This window comes from Pseudomonas sp. EMN2 (assembly GCF_009650555.1).
Taxonomy (GTDB): Bacteria; Pseudomonadota; Gammaproteobacteria; order Pseudomonadales; family Pseudomonadaceae; genus Aquipseudomonas; species Aquipseudomonas sichuanensis.
In genome coordinates, this window is the sequence record NZ_VZZR01000092.1 from 1 (window position 1) to 26,452 (window position 26,452).

The following is a 26,452-nucleotide window of genomic DNA, read 5'->3' on the forward strand; positions in this document are numbered from 1 at the left end:
TTCGCGGGTAAATCGCACCGGCGAAGCAGGTAGTACGCTCCTCGATGAAAACCAACCGACTCTTTGACGCTGTTTTGACATTGGCCCGACAAACCAGCCCCTAGACTCCCCACCATCACTCCAAGGGTCTTGTGGATATGTCGCGGTACTGGCTGGGCCTGTGTGTCCTGTTGCTGTTGGCAGGCTGCGAGACCACTCACGAACAGATGGTCAATCAAGGTTATCCCCCCGCCTACGCCGACGGCTTTCAGGACGGCTGCAGCAGCGGCCGCCAGGCCGCCGGGCCAATGGCCGGCGATTTTCGCAAGGACGTCCCGCGTTACCTGCACAACCGCCAGTACGAAAGCGGCTGGGACGACGGCTTTCGCCAATGCCAGGCCATGCAGAACAGCGAAGAACAGCGCCAGTACCATGACCGCTATTGGGACGAACGCGACCGCGACTGGCAGCGCGAGAAGGACCAGGGCGCCGCCCGTGCCTATCGCCGCAACTGACGTCGCAAACGGACAACCGCTGCAACCCACAACCTGCCACCATGGTCTCCAGCACAAGGAGGCCACGCATGAGCCGAGCATTCGTCAACGAGGACCAGGCCGCCGCCCAGGCCGACCAGCCGGTGGAGCGCAGGGTCAGCGACCAGCCCAACTATGTCACTGCCACGGGCCTTGCCCTGCTGCAGCAGCGGGTGGCCGTGCTCAATGCCCGGCGGGCTGAGCTGCAGGCCCAGGGTGAGCGCGCTGACAAACAGCAGTTGGCCGATACCGAACGTGACCTGCGTTACTTCACTGCCCGCGTGCAAAGCGCGCAGGTAGTGCCCGCCGCCAGGTCCTGCGAGAAGGTACAGATTGGCAGCCAGGTGCGGTTTGTCGATGAAGACGGCCAGGAGCATCGAGTGCAATTGGTGGGGGAGGATCAAGCCGATGCGACGCAGGGATTGATCAACTGGGGGTCGCCACTGGGGCGGGCGCTGCTGGGGGCCGGGCCTGGGGATGAAGTTCTGTGGCAGCGGCCGGCGGGGAATCAGGTGATCGAGGTATTAGAAATTGACGACGAGCCTTGTGGGAGCGGCGGTGCGGCGACCCGACTTGCCCCGCGATAGCGCCAGCCAGGCAAACTTCGTAGCCTGATCCAACAGCATCGCGGGGCAAGCCCGCTCCCACGTGCCTCAGATCAGACCACGCCCTGCGCCAGCATGGCATCGGCGACTTTCACGAAGCCGGCAATGTTGGCGCCCTTGACGTAGTTGATGCTGCCATCGTCTTCCTGGCCATAGTGCACGCACGCATGGTGGATCGACTGCATGATGTTGTGCAGCTTGCTGTCCACCTCGCCCGCAGTCCACAGCAGACGCATGGCGTTCTGCGACATCTCCAGGCCCGACACGGCAACGCCACCGGCATTGGACGCCTTGCCCGGCGCATAGAGAATGCCGGCCTCGATGAAGATATCCACAGCGTCGAGGGTGGTCGGCATGTTGGCGCCTTCGGCCACGCAGATGCAGCCATTGCGCAGCAGGGTACGGGCGTCTTCGGCGTTCAGTTCGTTCTGGGTGGCGCATGGCAAGGCGATGTCGCACGGCAAGGCCCATGGCGTCTGGCCCTTGCGGAACTCCAGGCCGTATTGCGTGGCCAGCTCGCTGAGGCGGCCACGCTTGACGTTCTTCAGCTCCATCAGCGCATCCCATTGGGCATCGCTCAAACCGGCTTCGCAGAACAGCGTGCCTTCGGAGTCGGACAGCGAGATCACCTTGCCACCCAGGTCCATCACCTTGCGTGCGGCATACTGGGCAACGTTGCCCGAACCCGAGATCGCCACGCGACGGCCATCGATACGCTTGTCCTGGCGCTTGAGCATCTCTTCGGCGAAGTACACGCAGCCGAAGCCGGTGGCCTCGGGGCGGATCAGGCTGCCGCCATAGGTCATGCCCTTGCCGGTCAGCACCGAGGTGAACTGGTTGGCCAGGCGCTTGTACTGACCAAACATGAAGCCGATCTCGCGGGCACCCACGCCGATGTCACCGGCCGGCACGTCGAGGTCGGCGCCGATGTGGCGGTACAGCTCGCTCATGAACGCCTGGCAGAAGCGCATCACTTCAGCGTCGCTCTTGCCCTTCGGATCGAAGTCCGAGCCACCCTTGCCACCGCCCATCGGCAGCGAGGTCAGCGAGTTCTTGAACACCTGCTCGAAGGCCAGGAACTTGAGCACGCCCAGGTTCACCGACGGGTGGAAACGCAGGCCGCCTTTGTACGGGCCGATGGCGCTGCTCATCTGGATGCGGTAGCCGCGGTTGACCTGTACCTTGCCCTGGTCATCCACCCACGACACGCGGAACAGCACGGCGCGCTCGGGCTCGACCATGCGTTCGAGGATGCCGGCCTTGAGGTAGTGAGGGTTGGCTTCGAGGAAGGGCCACAGGCTGCGCAGCACCTCTTCCACCGCCTGGTGGAACTCGGGTTGAGCGGGGTCGCGCTGTTGCAGACGGGCCAGGAAGGCGTCGACAGATTCAGTCATGGTAGACATCTCACCAAGAGGGATTGTTTATTGGTTTTTTCGGGAATGTACCAAGAACCAATCGCACTGGAACAGGGCGAAATGTCGTTTTTATGAAATTATTTGGTGCGTTTTCTATAACTGTATACAAGTTTTTGAGCGATTTTGTGGGGGCGGGCTTGCCCCGCGATCAGCCAGATGCCTGCTATCGCGGGGCAAGCCCGCTCCCACGAGACCCGCCAAAACATTTTATGACAGGCACAAAAATGGGGCCACATAGGGCCCCATTCTTGTGCAACGAAAACCGGCTTACTGGGCCAGCTTCTTGTGACGCACACGGTGCGGCTGGGCAGCGGCATCGCCCAGGCGCTTCTTGCGATCGGCTTCGTACTCGGTGTAGTTGCCTTCGAAGAACACCACGCTCGAGTCGTCTTCATACGCCAGGATGTGGGTGGCCACACGGTCCAGGAACCAACGGTCGTGGGAAATCACGATGGCGGCGCCCGGGAAGTCCAGCAGGGCTTCCTCCAGCGAACGCAAGGTTTCGACGTCGAGGTCGTTGGACGGTTCGTCGAGCAGCAGGACGTTGCCGCCCTCCTTCAGGGTCAGGGCCAGATGCAGACGGCCACGCTCACCACCGGACAGGTCCTTGACGAACTTCTGCTGGTCGCCGCCCTTGAAGTTGAAGCGGCCGACGTAGGTGCGCGACGGGATCTCGTAGTTGCCGATCTTGATCATGTCGGAGCCATCGGAGACCTGCTGGAACACGGTCTTGCCACCGTCCAGGTCCTCACGGCTCTGGTCGACACAGGCCAGTTGCACGGTTTCGCCGATCTCGATGCTGCCCGAGTCCGGTTGCTCTTTGCCCATCAGCATGCGGAACAGGGTCGATTTACCGGCACCGTTACCACCGATCACGCCGACGATGGCGCCTTTAGGCATGGCGAACGACAGGTTGTCGATCAGCACGCGGTCGCCGTAGCCCTTGGTGACGTTCTTGAACTCGATGACCTTGTCGCCCAGGCGCGGGCCGGCCGGAATGTAGATCTCGTTGGTTTCGGAACGCTTCTGGAACTCCTGCGACTGCATCTCTTCGAAGCGCTGCAGACGAGCCTTGGATTTGGACTGGCGGGCCTTGGCGCCTTTGCGCACCCACTCCAGTTCCTCTTTCATGGCTTTTTCGTGGGCGCTCTGCTGCTTGGACTCCTGCGCCAGACGGTCCGACTTGGCCTCCAGCCAGCCCGAGTAGTTGCCTTCGTACGGGATACCGGCGCCGCGGTCCAGTTCGAGGATCCAGCCGGCGACGTTGTCGAGGAAGTAACGGTCGTGGGTGATCGCCACCACGGTGCCGGGGAAGTCGTGCAGGAAGCGCTCCAGCCAGGCCACCGAGTCGGCGTCCAGGTGGTTGGTCGGTTCGTCGAGCAGCAGCATGTCGGGGGCCGACAGCAGCAGGCGGCACAGGGCCACACGGCGCTTTTCACCACCGGAAAGGTGTTCGATCTTCGCTTCCCAGGCCGGCAGGCGCAGAGCGTCGGCGGCGACGTCCAGCTGGCGCTCCAGGTTGTGACCGTCGGCAGCCTGCAGGATGGCTTCGAGCTTGGCCTGTTCGGCGGCCAGCTTGTCGAAATCGGCATCCGGGTCGGCGTAGGCGGCGTAGACCTCGTCCAGGCGGGCCTGGGCGTCCTTGATCACGCTGACCGCTTCCTCGACCACTTCACGCACGGTCTTGGTTGGGTCCAGCTGCGGCTCCTGGGGCAGGTAGCCGACGTTGATGTCGGGCATCGGACGGGCTTCGCCGTCGAATTCCTTGTCGACGCCCGCCATGATGCGCAGCAGCGTCGATTTACCCGCGCCGTTCAGGCCGAGTACGCCGATCTTGGCGCCCGGGAAGAACGACAGGGAAATATTCTTGAGAATTTCCCGCTTCGGCGGCACGACCTTGCTCAGCCGATGCATGGTGTAGACGTATTGAGCCAAAACCAAGCCCTCTATCAGATAGGTAAAGACATCGACGTACGCCCGAGGCGGTTGCCCGGGGGATGTGTTTACGGGGTGTCATTGAACAAAGTGGGCCATTCTACGCCAAGCTGCGGCATTGCACAGAGTGGTCGCGCGTTGGCCAAGCCCTTGGGGCTGGAGTGACAGCGATGGCCTGTCAGAACCTCATCGCGGGCAAGCCCGCCGCCACAGGGTTCGCAGCGCCCCGAGGGGCTTGGACATACCTGTGGGAGCGGGCTTGCCCGCGATGAGGCCAGTGGCGTCTGGCAGGACTCAGACGTGCGACTGCCTGGCCTTGCCACGCGGCAGACGGCAACGGTCCGACTGCTCGGCCAGGCGTGCGGCCCAGGCCGACTTGACACTGAAGCCGCCGCTGCGGGCAGGCTTGTCGGCTTGCTGGGTGGCCGGCTTGCTCACTGCCTTGGCGGGTGCGGCGGCAGGCTTGGCGAGCGGCTGCACGGCAACTTCGGCAACAGGCTCAGCGGCGGCCTTGGCCGCCTTGGCCGACTTGCGCAGCTCGGCCAGCGACGGCGTCTTGTTCAGGCTGGCAGCAGCCGCGTCCGGCTTGGCCAGCGAGCGCTGGCAGGTCTTGCAGGATACGTCCTCGGCCGCGGCAGTGCTGACCAGGGTCTGACTGCTGCGTCCGCAGGCAGAATCAAGACCATTGGTGGAATAGTGGGTAACCAAAACCTTACTTCTCCGATGCGTTGACTATGTAGCGGCCGGCATTCTCGCACAGGATGCAGGGGCTTGCCGAACCGGCATGACCGGCTGCGGTCACACCCACTGGCACTTTGCCATGTTTGAAGGCATGCTAGGCGGCTTCACATTAGCGGCTTATAGTGCGCCCGACGGCTTGCCTGGCCACGGCATGCGCCGTGCATGCGCCCTCCCTGCCGTCAGCCCAATCGCAGGACCAACGCTTGACCAATCTCACGCATCCGTCACCCCTGCGCCCCGCTGCTGCCAAGACCGGCACCCACCTGCGCGGCTCGCTGAAAGGGGCGCTGGCCCTGCTGGCGCTGGTGTTGCTGGGCCTGCTGCTGTGGCAACTGTTCACCCAGTTCCGCCATACCCAGGCCGACCTTCGCCAGCAAAGCCTGACGACCAGCGCGGAACTGGCCGACCACCTGAGCCTGAACATGGCGCTCAAGGCACAGCAAGCGCTGAACCTGGTCCAGCCCTACGTCAAAACCCCGGCGCCCGCCGCCCTGCCGACCCTGCTCGACACCTTGCAGGCGCGCCTGCCTGCCCTGCAGCATCTGGCCTGGCTGGACAGCAATGGCCAGACCCTGGTCGACACCCTGACCGACAGCGACGATCGCCCACTGATTGACGAGCTCCTGCAACTCAACCAGGGGCGCGCCTTCTTCTATACCAGCAGCCCAGACAACACACGGGTCTACCTGCTGCTGCGCCAGCCCGCCGAGCAGGACCGCGGCTACTGGCTGCTGCGCCTGAGCCCCGACTACTACAAGGAGCTGGCCCAACACCTGGATGGCCCCGGCCACCCATTGTGGTTGCTGGAAAACAGCCGCAACGGCGAGGTGATAGAGCGCCACGGCCCGACGACCACCAGCGGCGAGCCGCTGCAGAGCGTGATGCTGGCCTACATCGACAACAGCAGCTGGCAGCTGCGCGGCCTGTTCGACGCCGGCCTTGCCCGTGGCAAGTTGCTCCCGGCGCTGATCGGCAAATGCGTGCTGGTGCTGTTCTGCGCCCTGCTGCCGGTCCTGGCGCTGATCAACATGCGCCGCCGCCAGCGCGCCTTGCAGGAGGACCGGCGGCGTTACCAGGAGATCTTCGAGGGCACCGGCGTGGCCCTGTGCGTGCTCGACCTTTCCAGCCTGCCCGGCCAGCTCGACCGCTACCACTTGCGCAACCGCGCCGCGCTCAAGCAGAGCCTGGCCCTGGAGCCGAACCTGCGCCGCTCGCTGCTGGCCGAACTGAAGATCACGGAAATCAACCAGGTCGCCCGCCAACTGCTCAACGTCGATAGCAATGAAGGCGCCTGGCAACGCCTGATCGATGGCAGCGGCGACGGCCGCGACAGCGTCGGCATGCAGCTGATCGACGCGCTGATCGAAGAACGCAGCCAGCTTGAACTGGAAGTGCGCCTGCCGGCCCCGCTGGGCGGCGAACTGCACCTGTGGCTGATGGTGCGCCTGCCGCAGCAACGCCGTGACTACCAGGCGGTGATCCTGAGCATCAGCGACATCACCAGCCGCAAGCAGGTGGAACTGTCGTTGCTCGAACGCGAGAGTTTCTGGTCGGACGTGGTCCGCACCGTGCCCGACCAGCTCTATGTGCAGGACGTGCACAGCCAGCGGATGATCTTCAGCAACCGCCACCTCGGCCAGACCCTGGGCTACGACCGCGCGGAGCTGGCGCAGATGGGCGAGCGCTTCTGGGAGTTGCTGCTGCACCCCGAGGACGCCGAGCACTATCAGACGCTGCGCCGGCAACAGCTGGACAGCAACCGTGAACAATCCCTGTACTGCCAGCTGCGCTTCCGCCACCGCGACGGCGGCTGGCGCTGCTATGAAATTCGCGAGCAAGTGCTGTCCCGCGACAGCGACGGCCAGATCACCCGCATCATCGGTGTGGGCAAGGACGTCACCGTGCAGATCGAGGCCAGCGCGTCGCTGCGCGACAGCGAGCAGCGCTACCGCATGCTCGCCGAAAGTATCAGCGACGTGATCTTCTCCACCGACAACCTGTTGCAGCTCAATTACGTCAGCCCTTCGGTGCAGGCGGTACTCGGTTACCAGGCCGACTGGATCTTCGCCAACGGCTGGCAATCGATTGTCGCCAACCCGGCACAGCTCACTGGCGTCTATGGCCTGATGGAACGGGTCAGCAAGGCCCTCGGCGACCAGCAGCAGTTGGCCCAGCTGCGCACCACCCTGCCCACGCAGCTGTTCCTGTTCGACTGCCTGCGCGCCGACGGCCGCAAGATCCCCATCGAGCTGCGCCTGGTGCTGGTGTGGGACGAGCATGAGCGCTTCGAGGGCGTACTCGGCGTGGGCCGCGACATCAGCCAGCAGCGCCGGGCCGAGAAGGACCTGCGCATGGCGGCCACGGTATTCGAGCACTCCACCTCGGCGATTCTGATCACCGACCCGGCCGGTTACATCGTCCAGGCCAACGAGGCGTTCAGCCGAGTCAGCGGCTATGCGGTCGCCGAAGTGCTCGACCAACTGCCGGGCATGCTCACCGTCGAACACCAGCAGGACGCCCACCTGGGCTACGTGCTCAAGCAGCTCAACCAGCGCGGCAGCTGGGAAGGCGAAGTGTTCCTCAAGCGCCGCAACGGCGAGCACTACCCGGCCTGGGTCGGCATCACCGCGGTACTCGACGACGAAGGCGACCTGGCCAGCTACGTGTGCTTCTTCACCGACATCAGCGAGCGCAAGGCCAGCGAACAGCGCATCCACCGCCTGGCCTACTACGACGCCCTCACCCACCTGCCCAACCGCACGTTGTTCCAGGACCGCCTGTACACCGCCCTGCAGCAGGCCGAACGACAAAAGGCCTGGGTGGTGCTGATGTTCCTCGACCTCGACCGTTTCAAGCCGATCAACGACTCCCTCGGCCACGCCGCGGGCGATCGCATGCTCAAGGACATGGCCGAGCGCCTGCTGGCCTGTGTCGACGACGACGACACCGTGGCGCGCATGGGCGGCGATGAATTCACCCTGCTGCTGCAACCCAAGGCTACCCGCGAACTGGCACTCAACCGCGCCATCCACGTCGCCGAGAACATCCTCGGCAGCCTGGTCACCCCGTTCGTGCTGGAGAACCGCGAGTTCTTCGTCACCGCCAGCATCGGTATCGCCCTCAGCCCTCAGGACGGCAGCGAGCTGAGCCAGCTGATGAAGAACGCCGACACCGCCATGTACCACGCCAAAGAGCGTGGCAAGAACAACTTCCAGTTCTACCAGGCGGACATGAACGCCAGCGCCCTGGAGCGCCTGGAGCTGGAGAGCGACCTGCGCCACGCCCTGGAGCAGAACGAGTTCATCCTCTACTACCAGCCGCAGTTCAGCGGCGACGGCAAACGCCTGACCGGTGCCGAGGCGCTGCTGCGCTGGCGCCACCCGACCCGCGGCCTGGTACCGCCGGGCGACTTCATCCCGGTGATCGAGGAGCTGGGGCTGGTGGTGGACGTCGGCGACTGGGTGCTGCGCGAAGCCAGCCGCCAACTCAAGGCCTGGCACCTGGCCAAGGTGCGGGTACCAAAGGTGTCGGTGAACATCTCTGCCCGGCAGTTCTCCGATGGCCAGCTTGGCACGCGCATCGCCACCATCCTGGAAGAAACCGGCCTACCGCCGGCATGCCTGGAGCTGGAACTGACCGAAAGTATCCTGATGCGTGAAGTCCACGAGGCCATGCAGATCCTCGACAGCCTGAAGAACCTTGGCCTGAGCATTGCGGTCGATGACTTCGGCACCGGCTACTCGTCGCTCAACTACCTCAAGCAGTTCCCCATCGACGTGCTGAAGATCGACCGCACCTTCGTCGACGGCCTGCCCGAGGGCGAGCAGGACGCGCAGATCGCCCGGGCGATCATCGCCATGGCCCACAGCCTCAACCTGGCGGTGATCGCCGAGGGCGTGGAAACCCACGAGCAGCTGGAGTTCCTGCGCGAGCATGGGTGCGACGAAGTACAGGGCTACCTGTTCGGCCGGCCGATGCCGGCCAACCAGTTCGAAGCGCAGTTCAGCAACGAGACGTTGTTCATGTTCCAGTGAGTTGCTGCAGGCTGGTGCGATCCATGTGGGAGCGGGTTTACCCGCGAAGCAGGCCACACGGCGCATGGCACCGGCATAGCCGGTGTTCGCGGGTAAACCCGCTCCCACAGGTATATCGTCGCGACTGAAATGCGCATCTAAAAACGGACCCAAGGGTCAACTCTCATATCCACCCAGCCCAGACACGGCGCGGCCTGCAACATGAGCCCCATTGGTCCGCGACTTGATGCCACTTCATATGCCAGGCGCGAATCAATCGGTTAGAATGCCCCCCCAATCCAGCCCGATCCTTGAGGACCGCCATGTTCAGCCGTGATTTGACCATTGCCAAGTACGACGCCGAGCTCTTCGAAGCCATGCAGCAAGAAGCCCTGCGCCAGGAAGAGCATATCGAGCTGATCGCTTCGGAAAACTACACTAGCCCCGCCGTCATGGAAGCCCAGGGTTCGGTACTGACCAACAAGTACGCCGAAGGCTACCCAGGCAAGCGCTACTACGGTGGTTGCGAGTACGTCGACGTTGTCGAGCAACTGGCCATCGACCGCGCCAAAGAGCTGTTCGGCGCCGACTACGCCAACGTCCAGCCGCACGCCGGCTCCCAGGCCAACGCCGCCGTCTACCTGGCGCTGCTGTCGGCCGGTGACACCATCCTGGGCATGAGCCTGGCCCACGGTGGCCACCTGACCCACGGTGCTTCGGTAAGCTCGTCGGGCAAGCTGTACAACGCCATCCAGTACGGCATCGACGGCAACGGCCTGATCGACTACGACGAAGTCGAGCGCCTGGCGGTCGAGCACAAGCCGAAGATGATCGTTGCCGGCTTCTCGGCTTACTCGCAGGTACTGGACTTCGCCCGCTTCCGCGAAATCGCCGACAAGGTCGGTGCCTACCTGTTCGTCGACATGGCCCACGTCGCCGGCCTGGTTGCCGCTGGCGTGTACCCGAACCCGGTGCCGTTCGCCGACGTGGTCACCACCACCACCCACAAGACCCTGCGCGGTCCACGTGGCGGCCTGATCCTGGCCCGTGCCAACGCCGACATCGAGAAGAAGCTGAACTCCGCCGTCTTCCCGGGCGCCCAGGGCGGCCCGCTGGAGCACGTCATCGCCGCCAAGGCCATCTGCTTCAAGGAAGCCCTGCAGCCTGAGTTCAAGGCTTACCAGCAGCAAGTGGTGAAGAACGCCCAGGCCATGGCTTCGGTATTCATCGAGCGCGGTTTCGACGTGGTTTCCGGCGGCACCCAGAACCACCTGTTCCTGCTGTCGCTGATCAAGCAGGAAATCTCCGGTAAGGACGCCGACGCCGCTCTGGGCAAGGCCTTCATCACCGTCAACAAGAACTCGGTGCCGAACGACCCACGTTCCCCGTTCGTCACCTCGGGCCTGCGCTTCGGCACCCCGGCCGTGACCACCCGTGGTTTCAAAGAGGCCGAGTGCAAAGAGCTGGCCGGCTGGATCTGCGACATCCTGGCAGACCTGAACAACGAAGCGGTGATCGACGCCGTGCGTGAGAAGGTCAAGGCCATCTGCAAGAAGCTGCCGGTGTACGGCAACTGATTGGCAGACGCCTGATGTGAAAAAGCCCGGCCATGTGCCGGGCTTTTTTGTGGGTGCTTGGCGAGAGTCTTGCGGCACTCGATCTCATAGGCAAAACAACTGTTAAGTCACACAACTAGTAGTCCCCACACTAATCCCGCTAATGGTTCTAGCGGGCCGAGGCGTTTCTGCTTCGGCATTTGCCCCGTAGTGTCTTAATGCATGACCGCGCTTGATGGCTTGCATCAGTTGCCAGATGAGCACCCGTTTCAACGCTGGCTCCATCACCGCCTCAGCTAAACCCTCTTCCAAAAGGAAGTCATCGAAATTCGACCCGATGTGCAGATTCATTTGACCCACTCTCATGAAGACCTTGAGGTGGAAAAAATGCCGCCATAAGGCGGCATTCACAAGTCAGACACTTCTGACCGACCCATCACTCAAAGCCTCGAAACCTGCCCGGATCTTCTCCTCCGGCAGCTCATCACCAATGAACACCATCACGCTTTCCCGCGCCTCGCCTTCCTTCCACTCGGCATCCCAATCAAACCCATACAGCTTGAGCACCCCCTGGAACACCAGTCGGCGGTCTTCGCCGGCAATGTTCAGCACGCCCTTGTAACGCAGCAACTGCTTGCCGTGTTCCTCCAGCAGCTCGTTCATGAAGTCGCTGAGACGATCGATATCCAACGGCGTTTCGGTGCGCAGCACCAGCGTCGAGATACGGTCCGGTGTGGCCGGCTTGAGCACCGGCCGCAGGGCTGGCTTGAGGCTGATGCCCAGGTCCGGGTTGAGGTTGAAGCCGCGCACATCGAGCAACTCGGCCAGGTCGATGCGGCCGTGCTCCACCACGCGGATCGCCGCCCGGCCGTTGATGCGCCCCAGGCGTTCGCGCAGCGTCTCGACGGCTTCGGGCTCGGCCAGGTCGGTCTTGCTCAGCAGCAGGCGGTCGGCAAAACCGACCTGGGCCTGGGCGATGGCCTGGGTCAGGTGCAGTTCGGCATGCACGGCATCGACCAAGGTGATGATGCCGTCGAGGACATAGCGCTCACGCAGCTCCTCATCGATGAAGAAGGTCTGCGCCACTGGCGCCGGGTCGGCAAGGCCGGTGCACTCGATCACCAGACGGTCGAAGGCGATTTCGCCGGCATCCAGGCGCTCCAGCAGCAGGTACAGGGCACGGGTCAGGTCGCCATGGATGCTGCAGCACACGCAGCCGTTGGCCAGGGTCATGACCTGCACCGGTTCGTCGCCCAGCAGCTGGCTGTCGATACCGGCCTCGCTGAACTCGTTTTCGATCACGGCGATCTTCAGGCCGTGCTCGGCCTTGAGCATGTGTTTGAGCAGGGTGGTCTTGCCGGCGCCAAGGAAGCCGGTCAGCACGGTAACGGGAATCGGCGTATGCACGCGGTTGTCTCCTGGAGCTGAAAACGAAAGTGGGAGCCCGGTTGCCCGGGCTCCCACTGATTCACACGTGTCGCGGGTTCAACAGCACTTGGGCCCGGACTTGCCACCGTAGCGCGCTTCCTGGCGTTCGCGGAAGAACGCTTCGTAGCTCATCACCGGTTTGTCCGGGTGCTTGGTCTGCATGTGCTCGACGTAGTTGTCGTAGTCGGGCATGCCGACCATCAGGCGGGCTGCCTGCCCCAGGTACTTACCCAGTCGACTCAAGTCGTTGAACATCGCGGCATTCCTCTCAAGCGTCAGGCAAAGCCTGGAACGGGGTTTCCTTGTCGCTGCGCTCCTTGCGGCCCCAGGCGGCATAGCCGACCTTGAGGGCGAAGAACAGGATGCTGAACACCACCAGCAGGAACAGGACCGTCAGGCCGGCGTTGGTGTAGGCGTTGAAGATCACGTGCTGCATCTGGCCGATGTCCTTGGCCGGGGCCAGCACCTGGCCTGCGTCCAGGGCGGTGCTGTACTTCTTGGCCAGGGCCAGGAAGCCGACGGCCGGGTTCGGGTCGAACAGCTTGATGAAGCCCGCCGTGGTGGTGCAGATCAGCAGCCAGACTGCAGGCAGCAGGGTGACCCAGATGTAGCGCTGGCGCTTCATCTTGATCAGCACCACGGTGCCGAGCATCAGGGCGATACCGGCCAGCATCTGGTTGGAGATACCGAACAGCGGCCACAGGGTGTTGATGCCACCCAGCGGATCGATCACGCCCTGGTACAGCAGGTAGCCCCACATCGCCACGCAACCGGCGGTGGCCAGCAGGTTGGCGCCCCAGGACTCGGTGCGCTTGAGCGCCGGCACGAAGCTGCCCAGCAGGTCCTGCAGCATGAAGCGCCCGGCACGGGTACCGGCGTCCACGGCAGTCAGGATGAACAGCGCTTCGAACAGGATCGCGAAGTGGTACCAGAACGCCATGGTGTTCTCACCCGGCAGCACCTGGTGCAGGATCTGCGCGATACCGACCGCCAGCGTTGGCGCACCACCGGCACGGGCCAGGATGGTGTGCTCGCCGATGTCGCGGGCGGTGGCTTCAAGCTGCTCGGGGGTGATCATGAAGCCCCAGCTGCTGACCGTTTGCGCCACCGAAACGACGTCGGCACCGACCACTGCGGCCGGGCTGTTCATGGCGAAGTACACGCCTGGCTCGATCACCGAAGCGGCAACCATGGCCATGATGGCGACGAACGACTCCATCAGCATGCCGCCGTAGCCGATGTAGCGGGCGTTGGTTTCGTTGTCCAGCAGCTTGGGCGTGGTCCCCGAGGAGATCAGCGCGTGGAAGCCGGACACCGCGCCGCAGGCGATGGTGATGAACAGGAACGGGAACAGGGTGCCCTTCCACACCGGGCCCGTGCCGTCGGTGAACTGGGTCAGCGCCGGCATTTTCAGCTCGGGGGCGATGATCAGGATACCGATGGCCAGGCCGACGATGGTGCCGATTTTAAGGAAGGTGGAAAGGTAGTCACGCGGCGCCAACACCAGCCAAACCGGCAGCACGGCAGCGACGAAACCGTAACCGACCAGCATCCAGGTGATCTGCACGCCGGTGAAGGTGAAGGCCGGGCCCCAGACCGGATCCGCGGCGATCTGGCCCCCCAGCCAGATCGACAGCAGCAACAGCACCACGCCGATGACCGAGATCTCGCCGATGCGGCCCGGGCGGATATAGCGCATGTAGATGCCCATGAACATCGCGATCGGGATGGTCGCCATCACCGTGAACATGCCCCACGGGCTCTCGGCCAGGGCCTTGACCACGATCAGCGCCAGCACCGCGAGGATGATGATCATGATCAGGAAGCAGCCGAACAGGGCGATGGTGCCCGGGATGCGGCCCATTTCCTCACGCACCATGTCGCCCAGCGAGCGGCCGTTGCGACGGGTGGAGAGGAACAGGACCATGAAGTCCTGTACCGCGCCAGCCAGCACCACGCCGGCGATCAGCCACAGCGTGCCGGGCAGGTAGCCCATCTGTGCGGCGAGCACCGGGCCCACGAGCGGGCCGGCACCAGCGATTGCCGCGAAATGGTGGCCGAAGAGGATGTGTTTGTTGGTCGGGACGTAGTCCAGGCCATCGTTGTTGAGTACCGCGGGCGTGGCCCGGCGGGGGTCCAGTTGCATCACCTTGGTGGCGATGAACAGGCTGTAGTAACGGTAGGCAACCAGGTAGATGGCCACTGCCGCGACCACGATCCACAAGGCGTTGATTGCCTCGCCGCGCCGCAGGGCTACCACACCCAGCGCGCAGGCCCCTATGACTGCCAGCGCCAGCCACGGAATGTGGCGTAGCAGGCTATTATTGTTGTTCATGGTTTACTTCCAGCTGGTGGATTGGAAAGACCGCCCATCGAGTCTAGGGCGTGTCATCGCGCATTGCCACACTTGCTTTGGTCTAGAGCCTCTGCGGCCAGATTGCGGTACCTGCTACAGCGACATTAACCACTATAGTCAGGTTGAACCCTCGAGGACCTTTCCCCATGAGCAGTCACGACGAACGCCGCCGTTTCCAACGCATCGACTTCGACGCCCCCACCGAACTTCGCCAGGGCGAGCGGCGCTGGCCGGTCAAGCTGCTCGACCTTTCACTCAAGGGCCTGCTGATTGAGCGCCCCACCCCTTGGGATGCCGACCCCTCGCAGGATTTCGACGCGATCATCCACCTCGACGCGCACAACCACGTGCAAATGCAGGTCGAGTTACGCCACGAGGAGTCGAAGCGCCTGGGCTTCATCTGCCTCTATATAGACGTCGATTCGATGACCCATTTGCACCGTTTGGTGGAATTGAACGTGGCCGACAGCACCGAAATGATGCGCGAGCTGCGTGAATTGATCGAATAATAAAATCTCTTAGCCTGCTAACAAACCGAACAGAGAGTGTTTCCTGTCTACCCAGACAGCTTTGTGCTGGGCCGCATTCGACCTTGTACACACCCATCTACTCCAGCATTTACCGAGTTGGAACGCATTCTGCATCCATAAAAAGCGCACTCTGGAGGCACTGCTGTGCGCGTCAGGATCAAAATATTGTATACAATTCTGATAGCAATCGAATCCACTTGCTAGCTACAGTAGTGCCACAACAATAAATGCTGAGAGCCTGCTCCATGACTACGTCCCCTAGCACGTCTCCCACCCAACGCCCCGAGGATGAAAACCTCGGGCTTGGCGCCAACCTGGCCTACGGTCTGCAACACGTTCTGACCATGTATGGCGGGATCGTCGCGGTACCGCTGATCCTCGGCCAGGCGGCCGGTCTGGCCCCCGCCGAAATCGGCCTGCTGATTGCGGCTTCGTTGTTCGCGGGGGGGCTGGCGACGTTGCTGCAGACCCTCGGCCTGCCGTTCTTCGGTTGCCAGTTGCCCTTGGTGCAGGGCGTCTCGTTTGCCGGTGTGGCGACCATGGGGGCGATCCTCGGCAGTCAGGACGGTGGCGGCTTGCCAGCGGTGCTGGGTGCGGTCATGGCCGCCTCGCTGATCGGCTTCTTGATCACCCCGGTGTTCTCGCGCATCACCAAGTTCTTCCCGCCACTGGTGACCGGTATCGTCATCACCACCATCGGCCTCACCCTGATGCCCGTCGCGGCGCGCTGGGTAATGGGCGGCAACAGCGCTTCGCCGGAGTTCGGCAGCGTTGCCAACATCGGCCTGGCGGCACTGACCTTCGCCATCGTCCTGCTGCTGAGCAAGCTGGGCAGCGCGACCATCTCGCGGCTGTCGATCCTGCTGGCCATGGTGGCCGGCACCCTGATCGCCTGGGCGCTGGGCATGACCGACTTCAGCAAGGTCACCGAAGGCCCGATCTTCGCCTTCCCCACGCCGTTCCATTTCGGCATGCCGACCTTCCACATCGCCGCGATCCTGTCGATGTGCATCGTGATCATGGTGACCCTGGTCGAAACCTCGGCCGACATCCTCGCGGTCGGTGAAATCATCGACACCAAGGTCGACTCCAAACGCCTGGGCAACGGCCTGCGTGCCGACATGGCATCGAGCATCCTGGCGCCGATCTTCGGTTCGTTCACCCAGAGCGCCTTCGCCCAGAACGTCGGCCTGGTGGCCGTGACCGGGGTCAAGAGCCGCTACGTGGTCGCCACCGGCGGCGTGATCCTGGTGGTGCTCGGCCTGCTGCCGATCATGGGCCGCATCATCGCCGCAGTCCCGACCCCGGTGCTCGGCGGCGCAGGCATCGTGCTGTTCGGTACCGTGGCCGCCAGTGGCATCCGCACCCTGTCGAAGGTCAACTACAAGAACAACGTCAACCTGATCATCGTCGCCGCCTCGCTGGGCTTCGGCATGATCCCGATCGCCGCGCCGAACTTCTACCACAACTTCCCGAGCTGGTTCGAAACCATCTTCCACTCCGGCATCAGCTCGGCGGCAATCATGGCCATCCTGCTCAACCTGATGTTCAACCACTTCACCACCGGCAACTCGGAAAACCAGTCGGTGTTCGCCGCGGCCTACGAGCGCACCATCCAGTACTCGGACATCTCGTGCCTGCGCGATGGCGACTACTTCAAGGATGGCAAGCTGTTCGACGCCGAAGGCAATGAAGTACCGGTCATGGAACTGGACGAACACGGCAACGAAGCGCCCAGGCGCAATGCCGTTGCCGAGCACTGATCGCTAAGCGAAGCGATCACGCAGGGGAGCCGACGCGCATCGTCGGCTCCCCTTTTTGTTTGCCGGCGCAGATCGCTGTCAGGCAGAGAACTGATATCGCAAACACGCGCCTATTCTGTAGGAGCAACTGTCTTAAGTTGTCAGTGCTGGCCTCATCGCTGGCAAGCCAGCTCCCACAGGTAAGATGCTTGCCTCGAGGTTAGCGCGATCCCTGTGGGAGCGGGTTTACCCGCGAAGCAGGCTACGCGGTGCAGGGCACCGGCTTCGCCGGTGTTCGCGGTGTTCGCGGTGTTCGCGGTGGTCCGGCACTCCGGTAAACCCACTCCTACAGGCCCCTGCCAATTAGCCGTGGGCGGCAAAGTAACCGTTCAGCGCATTCAGGTCCCCGGCATCCAGCACCCCCGCCAGGTAGCGCAGCTTCAACCACGCCCGCAGGTAGTCGTAGCGCGCCTGCGCCAGGTCGCGGCGGGCACTGTACAACTGCTGCTCGGCATCCAGCACATCCAGGTTGACCCGCTCGCCGCCCGCCACGCTCTTGCGCGTGGCCTCCACCAGCGCGCCCGCAGCGCTCACCGCCAGGTCGTAGGCACGGATCTTCGCCGTGCTGCTGGCGCACAGGTTGAACTGCCGGCGCAACTGGTTGACCGTGTCGCGCAACTGCGCATCCAGCTCGAAGCCCGCGGCATCGCGCTGGGCCTGCGCCTGGCGCACCGAGGCCGACACCCCGCCCCCGGCAAACAGCGGCATGCTCAGTTGCAGGCCGATGCTGTCGGTGTCGTAGCGCTGGTTGTAGCTGCTTTCGGAACTGGAACTGGAAACTCCGCTGCTGGCATACGCACTCAGTGACGGCAGGTGCCCGGCGCGCTGACGCTCGACATTGTGCTCGGCCACCTCCAGGCCATGGCGCTGGCTGGCCAGCTCTGCGTTGCGGGCCACGGCCAGGTCGCGCCAGGGTTCAAAGCGTGCCGGTGTCAGCGGCTGGACCGTGAAACGCGTCGCCAGCGGTGCCAGGTCCTCGACCGTCACAGGCTCGCCGATGATCGCCTGCAGCGCTTGCAGCGCGGCATCGAGGCTGTCGCCGGCCTCGATCTCCTGGGCCTGGGCCAGCTCGAAGCGGGCGCGGGTTTCCAGCAGGTCGGTACGGGTGCCTTCGCCGCCTTTGAGCAATCGTTCATTGAGTGTCAGTTGCTCGGCATAGGTGCGTCGCTGGGCCTGGGCAAGGCCGATCTGCTCGTTGGCGAACAACGCCTCGCTGTAGGCCTGGAACAGGCGCACCACCAGCTCCTGGCCGCGCCCGCGCAGGCGCTCGTCGGCCAGCGCCGCCTGGGCCACGCCCTGGCGATAGGCACTCCAGGCGGCGTAGTCGAACAGCGGTTGCTCCAAGGTCAACGTCGAGCTGTAGCTGCGGTAGTCGCGCTGGTTGGTGACATTGCCGAACTGGCTGCGCTGGGTCACCTCGGAGTCGTTGCGCGCGCGGTTGTAGCGGTACGAAAGCTTGGGCAACAGGCCGGCACGGCCGATCGCCAGGTTCTCAACGCCCGCGGCGCGCTCGGCGATCGCCCCCTGCCAGGCCGGGTCATTGCGCAGGGCCAGGGCATAGGCATCGCCCAGGTCGAGCGCCTGCGCCGGCAGGCTGGCAGCGATCAGGATGGGCAGGGCAAAGCGGGCAAACAGCGGCATCCGCATCACTCCTCCGCCAGGGCGACATGCACCCGGTCGGCCAACGGCTTGAACAGGTAGTTGAGCAGTGAGCGCTCACCGGTGCGCACGAACGCCTCCACCGGCATGCCCGGGCGGATATCCAGCCCCGCCAACTGCTGCAGGCCCTGTTCACTGACCTTTATGCGCACCTGGTAGTAGGGATGCTGGGTCTTTTCATCGACCAGTCGATCAGCCGATACCAGGCTCACCTCCCCCTCCACCCGGGGCGTGGTGCTCTGGTTGAAGGCGGCGAACATCAGCTCCACCGGCAGCCCCGGGCGCAAGCGGTCGACCATCTCCACCGGAGCCCTGGCATCGACCAACAGCGGCGCACCAGCCGGGACGATCTCCATCAACTGCTGGCCCCGGGCGATTACCCCGCCATTGGTGAAGACGCTCAGCCCCACCACCGTGCCGGCCACCGGGGCACGTACCTGGGTGTGGGCCAGCTCGAACTCGGCGCTGCGCAGGCGATTGCCCAGGTCCTCGGCACTGGCTTGCAGCTCGGCCAACTGCTGGCGCACTTCGTTCTGGAACTCCTGTTGGCGCTGGCCGATGCGCAGCTTGAGTTCCAGCACCTGGCGCCGGGTGCGGCCGATCGAGCCCAGGTCTTCGGCGATCGAGCCGTTGACCTGGGCCAGCAGGCGCTCATTGTCGAGCAGCCGATTACGGGCGATATAGCCATCCCTGGCCAGGTCGCGCAGGCCACGCAGTTGCTCGTCGAGGGCATCGCGCTGGGCCTGCTTGCTGGCCAGCGAGCCCTGCAAGCCCTGCAACGAGGCTTCGGCGCCGGCGATGCCTTCGCGCATGCCGCCCAGCTCCATCTCCAATGCGCGAGCACGGCTGGCTCGCAACTGGCGTTGGCCCTCCAGGGCCGCTGCCACCCAGGGCGTGCCGGCCTCGGCCTGCAGGCCCTGCGGGAACGCCAGGCTCGCCAGGCCGTCACGCTCGGCCAGCAACCGCGCCTCACCGGCGCGGGCGTTGACGTACTGCACCCGCAGCGAGCCGACCTGGGCCTGGGCCTGGGTCGGGTCCATGCGCAGCAGCACCTGGCCGGCACTGACCGGCTCGCCATCACGTACCAGCAGTTGCTCGATCACCCCACCCGTGGGGTGCTGCACCGCCTGCTTGCTGCCGGCCACCACCACGTTTCCGGTCACCGGCACGCCCTTGTCCAGCGGCGCCAGCGCAGCCCATAAGAGGAAGCCGCCAAAGCCGGCCAGCACCAGCCAACGCCCCATCCGGGCGGGGCGATGTTCACTGAGGCTGAGCACGTTGTCGGGGTCGGCGGGCACATCGGTCTTGCGCTTGGTAACGGCATGTACGGTCATGAAGTCAGGCTCTTGGCAGGCCGAAGCTGGCGCTCAGGCCAAGGGGTGTGCGCATGGCGGGGGTACTGGCGGGCGCGGCGGCAACCGGCGCCGGGCGGGCGGCGCGCTGCAGGTCCTGCAGCACCCGGGCGGTCGGGCCGTAGGCTTGCAACTGGCCGTTTTGCAGCATCAGCAGATTGTCCAGGCCCGCCAGCAACGACGACTTGTGGGTGATCAGGATCAGCGTGCGCTTGTGCTCACGCAGTTTGCCGACGGCCTCGAGCAACGCCTGCTCACCGGCCTCGTCGAGGTTCGAGTTGGGCTCGTCGAGCACGATCAACGCCGGCAACCCGTACAGCGCACGGGCCAGGCCGATGCGCTGGCGCTGGCCGCCGGACAGCCCGCTGCCGCCCTCGCCCAGCAGCGTGTCATAGGCAGCCGGCAGTTTGAGGATCATCTCGTGCACACCGGCCATCTGCGCGGCGGCCACCACCTGCTGGGCGTCCACCGGGCCCAGGCGGGCGATATTGTCGGCAATGCTGCCGGCGAACAGTTGTACATCCTGCGGCAGGTAGCCGATATGCCGGCCCAGCGCCTGGCGCTCCCACACCCGCAGGTCGGCGCCGTCCAGGCGCACCTTGCCGGTGGACGGCGCGGCAGCACCGACCAATAGCCGCGACAGGGTCGACTTGCCCGAACCCGACGGGCCGATGATGCCCAGCGACTCGCCGGCAGCCAGGTCGAAACCCAGGTTGCTCAGGCAAGGCCGGTTGCTGCCCGGCTGCAGCGCGCCCACTTGCTCCACCGTGAGCCTGCCCAACGGCGCCGGCAAGGGCATGCCCGCCGGGCGTGACGGTTGCGTGCGCAGCAGCTCGCTCAGGCGCAGGTAGGCCTGGCGGGCACCGCTCCATTGGCGCCAGGCACCGATCAACTGGTCGATCGGCGCCAGCACCCGGGCCATCAGGATGGAGCCGGCGATCATCATGCCGGGGGTGATCAACTGCTCGATCGCAAGCCAGGCGCCCAGCCCCAACACCAGCGACTGCAACGCCAGGCGCACGGTCTTGGATACCGCGCTGACGGCCGCAGTGCGCTCGCTGCCCAGGTTCTGCCGGGCAAGAAAACCATGGTGCAGGCGCGCCCAGCGCTGGCGCACCGCGCCCAGCATGCCCATGGCTTCGATCACCTCGGCATTGCGCAGGTTGGCGCTGGCCTCAAGGCCAGCCTGCTGCGACAGCTCGCCCGCTTCGGCGAACGGGGCCTTGGTCAGGCGCTCGTTGACCCAGGCCAGCACGGTCAGCAACACCGCGCCCACCAGCGCCATCAGGCCAAGCCAGGGGCTGAACATGAAGATCACCAGCAGATACACCGGGAACCAGGGCGCGTCGAAGAAGGCGAACAACGCCTGGCCGGTGGCGAACTGGCGCAGGCTGGTCAGGTCGGCGAGCATCTGCCCGGCCGCGCCCTTGTGCCCCGCCAGGCTGGCCGCGTAGGCGGCGTCGAACACCCGCGGGTTGAGGTCCATGTCCATGCGAGTGCCCAGGCGCACCACCACTTGGCTGCGCAGCCACTCCAGCACGCCCATGAAGGCGAACAGGCCCAGCACCAGAAGGCTGAGCATCAGCAGCGTCATTTCGTTGCGCGACGACAGGACCCGGTCATACACCTGCAGCATGTACAGCGCCGGCGCCAGCATCAGCAGGTTGATCACCGCGGTGAACAGGGCGACGTTGGCGAGGCCGGCACGGCAGGCCTTGAGCGCCTGCAGCACTTCGTTGGCCGTGGCGGGAGCGGTTCGCATTCGTTGGAAACCTCACAGGGAGCGCCGACCGGCGATTGCTTTGTGCCCGTCGACGCCACAGAATTCGCACCACCGCAGCCTGGGCCCGGCAAAGACACGGGCTGCGGGGTAAATGCAACAGATCAGCGAATGGCGGGGTTACCTTCCATTCGCTTTTTCATGCCTGGGCTCAGGCCGCCAGGGCCAGGTCTTCAGGCAGCGCCTGCACGCCGACGGCTTCGGCCGAGGCCGCGACCGGGCCAGCCGCCAGGGCGGTGTTGATCTGAGCGAAGGTGTTGTTGGTGGACACGCCGTAGTCGGCCAGCAGGTTGTCCAGCACGGTTTCCAGGCCGGCGGTCTTGCCCTGCATCAGGTTGTAGATCACGTTGTGCACGTCGTTGCCTGCACGGCCGGCACCTTGCGCGGCGTTCAGGTCCAGGCCGTCGAAGCTCACGGCCAGCGCCGACACGCTGTAGTTGCCGCTGGCGTCACGCAGCAGGGTGTTGCCCAGGGTCACGGTATCCAGCTCGCCGTACAGGTAGTGGTTCTGGTTGTCGCTGGCCGGCAGCGAGGCATTCCAGACGTAGTGCAGGCCGGTCGGGGTGTCGCTTTCGGCGATCACGGCAAAGTTCGAACCATTGGTGCCGCGAATGGCGTACTGGCTGCCGTCGGTGCCGCCCTCGTTGAAGCCACCGGTGTTGCTGGCGTTGTGGTCGGCGGTCTTGAAACCGGTGGCCCAGGCCGAGAGGTACTGGTCAACGGTGAAGTTGGCGAAGGAAGCCGAGTAGGTAACGGACAGAGACATTGCATTTCCTCATTGCGTTGCAGTTGAGAGCGAAGGCGTTCAGCGCCTTCGTGTTGCCCGACAGTGGGCGAACCTGGTGAATCAGAATCGGTACTCGAGCATGCCGGAGAGGGTCCGGCCGCGGGCCAGGGAGAGGTTGTTGGCGTCGCCCATGGCCACGAAGTAGGCCTCGTCGGTGACGTTCTCCAGCGACAGGGCGATGTTCAGCTGCGGGGTCGCCCAGTAGCTGGCATACAGGTCGTAGACCTTGTATTCCGGCCAGCGGGCCTTCTCCAGGTTGCCGTAGCCCTGGCTGTTGAGGTGCTCGCCCCGGCCCGCGCTGTAGCGCAGGCGGGCGCCGACATCGAGGGTGTTGTCGAAGAAGCGCAGGCCGGTGGTCAACGCGCCACGGTCGGACGGCATGTAGGCGGCGTTGCCCATGATCTCGCCACAACTGATCTGGTCATTGATCGCCTGGCCCTCGGTGAAGTTGTAGGCCGGCAAGGTCACCGGGATCGGGAAGCCACCGAAGTCGATTACCGTGTCGATCATGCCGGCTTCGTTGCGCTGCACACCGCCGCCCATGTACAGCTGCTTGGAGCAGAACTCGTTGCTGCCGATCATGTGGGTGTAGCTGAGCTGGGTGTAGAAGCGGCCGTTGTCGTAGTCGAGCGAGTACTCCACGCCGCGGAAGGTGGTGCCTTCGAGGTTGTTGGTGTAGGCACTGTTGCCCAGCGACAGCCCGGTGATGTCGGTGCCGGGCAGGTCGACGCTGTAGTCGAGGTACGAGAAGTTCTCGATCCGCGTATCGAAGTAGGCCACCTTCACGCCGAGGCGGTCGCCGTCGCGAAACAGCGACTCCTTGAAGATGTTGAAACCGGCTTCCCAGTTATGCGACTGCTCGGCCTTGAGGAACGGGTTGGGGTACACCAGTTCGTTGCCGCCGCCGTGCGGCTTGCCGCTCATGAACGCCTCGGTCACTGCGGGCGGGCGCCAGCCGCGGCCCCAGCGGGTGTAGAGCTGCAACCAGTCCAGCCCCGGCTTGACGCCGATACCGAAGGTCGGCGAGAAGCGCCCCTCCTCGCGCTCGACGTCATAGGCGAATTCGGTTCGCTCGCGCAGCACGTCCACGCCGGTAACACCGACCGGGTAGGCCCAGGTGGTGAGCCCGGTCTTGCCGGTCAGGCGATAGCGGTCATAGCGCAGGCCGGCATCCAGGGTCAGCCAGCCGTCATGCTCGAACGACAGGTTGCCGAACAGGCTGCCCATGGCCCGCTTGCCGTCAGGGTCGGCCCCGGCGATGAACGGGTTGTTCTTTTCATTGGGCGCAGGAATGCGCTCGCTGCTCGGCTTGAAGGTATCCAGGAACAGTTCGGCGCCGTAGTTGAAGCTCAGCAGGTTGCTCTGGCCGAAATAGAAGCGCGAGGTGTTCTGCGCCTGCAGGCCCCAGGTGTCGGTCTGGAAGTGATCGTTGTAGTCGGCGTAGAAGTTGCCGCTGCCGACGCTGGCGGTATTGCTGTTGTTCCAGCGGTCCTGGCGGGTGCTGACGAAATACAGCTTGGCCTTGAAGTCGGTCAGATCGTTGTCCGGCGCGTAGCTGTAGTCGAGCCCGAAGTTCTTCGCGTTGATGTCGCTGCTGGCGGTGCGCCGGTAGTAGAACGAGTTGAGGTCGGAGGCCAGCCAGGTCCAGGCGTCCTTGCTGTCGGTGTCGGTTTCCATGTAGCTCAGTTGCAGGCGCTGGTCTTCAGGCAGGTTCAGGCCCACCTTGATCAGGTTCGAGCGGGTCACGGTACCCATGTCGCCGACCTCGGACTCGATCCAGTTGTCCCAGGCCCGCGGGAACAGCTTGCGCAGGCGCATTTCGGTGCCCAGGTTGTCCTTGTTGTTGGTACCGGCGCGGTAGTTGCCGAAGTGACGCTCGCTCATGCCCAGCAGCAGGTCACCCACGTCGTTGCCGAAGGCGAAGACGCCGCTGCCGTTGAAATAGGTGCCGTTGCCCAGCTCGCCGATGCCATGCCCGGCACGGATCCGGCCGCCCATCTCCTTGCCCGGGCCGAGAAATTCGGCGGCGTTCAAGGTGTTGAAGCTGGCAATGCCGCCGAGCACGCCCGCGCCGCCCATGCCCGACTGGCTGCCCTTTTCGATCTCGACGTTGCTGACGAACTCCGGGTCGATGAACATCGTGCCATTGCGCTGCTGGTGGCCGTTGACGCTGAAGTTCTGGCGCATGCCGTCGATGTTCATGTTCACTCGGCCGTAGTCCTGCACGCCGCGGATGTTCACCGACAGGCCCGGATCGCGCTGGTTGACCGCGGTGTACACCCCGGCGGTTTGCTCGAGCATGTCGGCGGCATGGCGCGGCGGGCGTTTGTCGATCTGATCACGGGTGATCACGCTGGCCGAACGTGGCGCCTGGTACACCCAGTCACCGTCACGGCTGGACTCGACCTGGGTGGCCCCCAGCTCCAGGGCCACGCCGGACTCTTCGAGCCGCTCCAACCCTACCTGCCCAGCGGCGCTGAAGTGGTAGCGCACCGGCATGTTGCGCAGCAGCAGGCGCAGCCCCTCTTCCACGCTGTAGCCACCGCGCAGACCTTCGCTGTACAGGCCGACCAGCTTGCGGCTGTCATAGAACACCTGCACGCCGGACTGTTCGGCATAGGCCAGTACTGCGCTGTCGAGCGGCTGGGCGGGAATGTCGAACTGCACCAGGCTGCGGCTTGTGCTGTTCGGCGACGTGGCGGCCTGGGCCAGGCCGATCCCCATCGGCAGGCTCAAGGCGCCAATGGCCAGGCTGCTGGCCAGGGCGATGCGGCTCAGGGGCCGGCGAGGTTGTACGGGGTGCGTGCTCACTGCGCGTCTCGTCTTCTGTTGGCGATTTCTAGTAATGAAAATCAATCTCAACAATCAGACGTGCGACGCAGGAAAACTCAGTAACGCGAAACCAAAGTTTTTTTCAGCGATTCAGTAGATCAACGTCAAGCCAGGCAATTGCAGGCGTTCGGCCTTGAGTTCGGCGCTGAGCACATCGGCTGCCACGGCCAGGTTGTCGAGGCGGAACACCCCGCTGACCTGGCGTTGCGCCAAGGCCGCGTCGACCACCAGCAGGCGCCCGTCACGGTAGCGGTTCAGCCGTTCGACCACTTCGCCCAGCGGCTGGCGCTCGAACACCAGCACCCCACGCTGCCAGTCGGTGGCCCGCTGCACGTCGCGCCCAGGCCACAGGCGAACGCCCTGGGCCTGGTCGTAGCGCAGCGCCTGGCCCTCCTGCAACAGCTGGCTGGTCACGCCCTGTGCCGGCGCGGCTTGCAGTTTTACCTCGACACTGTGTTCGAGCATGCCGACCCAACCGCCCTCGCCCGCCATGCCGACCACGAACCGCGTACCCAGGGCCCGCGTGCTGGCGCCGGCATACTCGACCACGAACGGCCGTGGCTCGGCGGCCGTGACCGGCGCTGCACTGAACACGGCATCGCCGGCCAGCAGACGCACCCGCCGCTGCTGGCCATCGAAGGCCAGCTGCAAAGCGCTGCGGCTGTCGAGATCGACCAGGCTGCCATCGGGCAAGGTCACCCGACGCACTTCGCCAGCAGCGGTGACGTAGTCCGCGCGCCAGTCCAGCAGCAGGCCAGGCCCTTGCTCCACCCCCAGCACCGCCAGCAGCACCAGCGCGCTACAGGCAACGGCCCGGCGAATACGCGACCCCCTGCGCCGGGCAGGCGTGCGCTTGCTGCGCGGCAACGGCGCACGATGCGGCGCTGCTGCGGGTGCAAGGCTCGCCAGCTGCCCGAGGTCGCCCCAGGTCGCCTGCGCGAAGGCATAGGCCCGGGCATGGCGCGGGTCACTCGCACACCACTGCTCCAGCGCCTGCTGCTGCACACTGCTCAGGGGGCCGGCGCCTTGCAGCACCACCCACTCGGCGGCCTGCTCGCGGATGGCTTGCTCGTTCTGGCTGCTCACACGGTTCTCTCGCGATCTGGTTATGTCTGGGCTGACGTCTGAAGCGGCGTTTGTCAGTAAACC

At 64.6% G+C, this 26,452-nt stretch carries 18 protein-coding genes; 6 read left to right on the forward strand and 12 right to left on the reverse strand.

Annotation, left to right across the window (positions count from 1 at the left end; all coding sequences use genetic code 11):
- Positions 1–137 precede the first annotated feature (137 nt).
- Together F6X61_RS22720 and F6X61_RS22725 are read left to right on the forward strand one after the other, a co-directional pair.
- The gene (locus tag F6X61_RS22720) at positions 138–494 is read left to right on the forward strand and encodes a hypothetical protein (RefSeq protein WP_153788650.1); all 357 of its coding nucleotides are present in this window, start codon (positions 138–140) and stop codon (positions 492–494) included.
- Between the two features lie 68 nt (positions 495–562).
- Positions 563–1,099: a GreA/GreB family elongation factor gene (locus F6X61_RS22725; RefSeq protein ID WP_153788651.1), complete on the forward strand. Its 537-nt coding sequence runs from the start codon at positions 563–565 to the stop codon at positions 1,097–1,099.
- Between the two features lie 71 nt (positions 1,100–1,170).
- Here the strand turns inward: F6X61_RS22725 and gdhA are convergent, their stop codons facing one another.
- The 3 genes from gdhA to F6X61_RS22740 form a co-directional block, all read right to left on the reverse strand.
- Positions 1,171–2,511: an NADP-specific glutamate dehydrogenase gene (gene gdhA / locus F6X61_RS22730; protein WP_153788652.1), complete on the reverse strand. Its 1,341-nt coding sequence runs from the start codon at positions 2,509–2,511 to the stop codon at positions 1,171–1,173.
- A gap of 288 nt (positions 2,512–2,799) precedes the next feature.
- Positions 2,800–4,467, reverse strand: a complete 1,668-nt coding sequence (gene ettA, locus F6X61_RS22735) for an energy-dependent translational throttle protein EttA (protein WP_153788653.1) — start codon at positions 4,465–4,467, stop codon at positions 2,800–2,802.
- A gap of 294 nt (positions 4,468–4,761) precedes the next feature.
- On the reverse strand, positions 4,762–5,175 hold the full coding sequence (locus tag F6X61_RS22740; protein WP_153788654.1) for a hypothetical protein: 414 nt from the start codon (positions 5,173–5,175) through the stop codon (positions 4,762–4,764).
- A gap of 236 nt (positions 5,176–5,411) precedes the next feature.
- Here F6X61_RS22740 and F6X61_RS22745 point away from each other — a divergent pair, with 236 nt between their 5' ends.
- Both F6X61_RS22745 and glyA read left to right on the forward strand, forming a co-directional pair.
- On the forward strand, positions 5,412–9,242 hold the full coding sequence (locus tag F6X61_RS22745) for an EAL domain-containing protein (protein ID WP_153788655.1): 3,831 nt from the start codon (positions 5,412–5,414) through the stop codon (positions 9,240–9,242).
- A gap of 302 nt (positions 9,243–9,544) precedes the next feature.
- Complete coding sequence (gene glyA, locus F6X61_RS22750) at positions 9,545–10,798, forward strand: serine hydroxymethyltransferase (RefSeq protein ID WP_110996555.1); 1,254 nt, start codon at positions 9,545–9,547, stop codon at positions 10,796–10,798.
- A gap of 393 nt (positions 10,799–11,191) precedes the next feature.
- Here the strand turns inward: glyA and yjiA are convergent, their stop codons facing one another.
- The 3 genes from yjiA to F6X61_RS22765 all read right to left on the reverse strand — a co-directional run bounded on the left by yjiA (position 11,192) and on the right by F6X61_RS22765 (position 14,540).
- Entirely contained in the window at positions 11,192–12,184 is a 993-nt protein-coding gene (yjiA, locus tag F6X61_RS22755; RefSeq protein ID WP_153788656.1) for a GTPase, read from the reverse strand.
- Positions 12,185–12,262: 78 nt separating this feature from the next.
- Positions 12,263–12,460: a YbdD/YjiX family protein gene (locus F6X61_RS22760; protein ID WP_110994698.1), complete on the reverse strand. Its 198-nt coding sequence runs from the start codon at positions 12,458–12,460 to the stop codon at positions 12,263–12,265.
- A 13-nt stretch (positions 12,461–12,473) separates the two neighbouring features.
- Positions 12,474–14,540 (reverse strand): carbon starvation CstA family protein, encoded by a 2,067-nt coding sequence (locus F6X61_RS22765; protein WP_153788657.1) that lies wholly within the window; start codon positions 14,538–14,540, stop codon positions 12,474–12,476.
- Between the two features lie 167 nt (positions 14,541–14,707).
- Here F6X61_RS22765 and F6X61_RS22770 point away from each other — a divergent pair, with 167 nt between their 5' ends.
- Positions 14,708–15,070: a PilZ domain-containing protein gene (locus F6X61_RS22770; RefSeq protein WP_153788658.1), complete on the forward strand. Its 363-nt coding sequence runs from the start codon at positions 14,708–14,710 to the stop codon at positions 15,068–15,070.
- A 266-nt stretch (positions 15,071–15,336) separates the two neighbouring features.
- Complete coding sequence (locus F6X61_RS22775; protein ID WP_153788659.1) at positions 15,337–16,854, forward strand: nucleobase:cation symporter-2 family protein; 1,518 nt, start codon at positions 15,337–15,339, stop codon at positions 16,852–16,854.
- Between the two features lie 342 nt (positions 16,855–17,196).
- Here F6X61_RS22775 and F6X61_RS22780 read toward each other — a convergent pair whose 3' ends face one another.
- From F6X61_RS22780 to F6X61_RS22805, 6 genes are all read right to left on the reverse strand, one after another.
- Positions 17,197–18,534, reverse strand: a complete 1,338-nt coding sequence (locus tag F6X61_RS22780) for a TolC family outer membrane protein (protein WP_153788660.1) — start codon at positions 18,532–18,534, stop codon at positions 17,197–17,199.
- A gap of 5 nt (positions 18,535–18,539) precedes the next feature.
- A complete protein-coding gene (locus tag F6X61_RS22785) occupies positions 18,540–19,886 on the reverse strand; it encodes an HlyD family type I secretion periplasmic adaptor subunit (protein WP_153788661.1) in 1,347 nt (448 codons plus the stop codon).
- Between the two features lie 4 nt (positions 19,887–19,890).
- Complete coding sequence (locus tag F6X61_RS22790) at positions 19,891–21,666, reverse strand: type I secretion system permease/ATPase (RefSeq protein WP_153788662.1); 1,776 nt, start codon at positions 21,664–21,666, stop codon at positions 19,891–19,893.
- A 169-nt stretch (positions 21,667–21,835) separates the two neighbouring features.
- Positions 21,836–22,450, reverse strand: coding sequence for a heme acquisition protein HasA (locus tag F6X61_RS22795; RefSeq protein ID WP_153788663.1), 615 nt, complete (start codon positions 22,448–22,450; stop codon positions 21,836–21,838).
- Between the two features lie 81 nt (positions 22,451–22,531).
- On the reverse strand, positions 22,532–25,195 hold the full coding sequence (locus F6X61_RS22800) for a TonB-dependent receptor (protein WP_153788683.1): 2,664 nt from the start codon (positions 25,193–25,195) through the stop codon (positions 22,532–22,534).
- 198 nt (positions 25,196–25,393) lie between these two features.
- The gene (locus F6X61_RS22805; protein WP_153788664.1) at positions 25,394–26,389 is read right to left on the reverse strand and encodes a FecR domain-containing protein; all 996 of its coding nucleotides are present in this window, start codon (positions 26,387–26,389) and stop codon (positions 25,394–25,396) included.
- Positions 26,390–26,452: the final 63 nt, after the last annotated feature.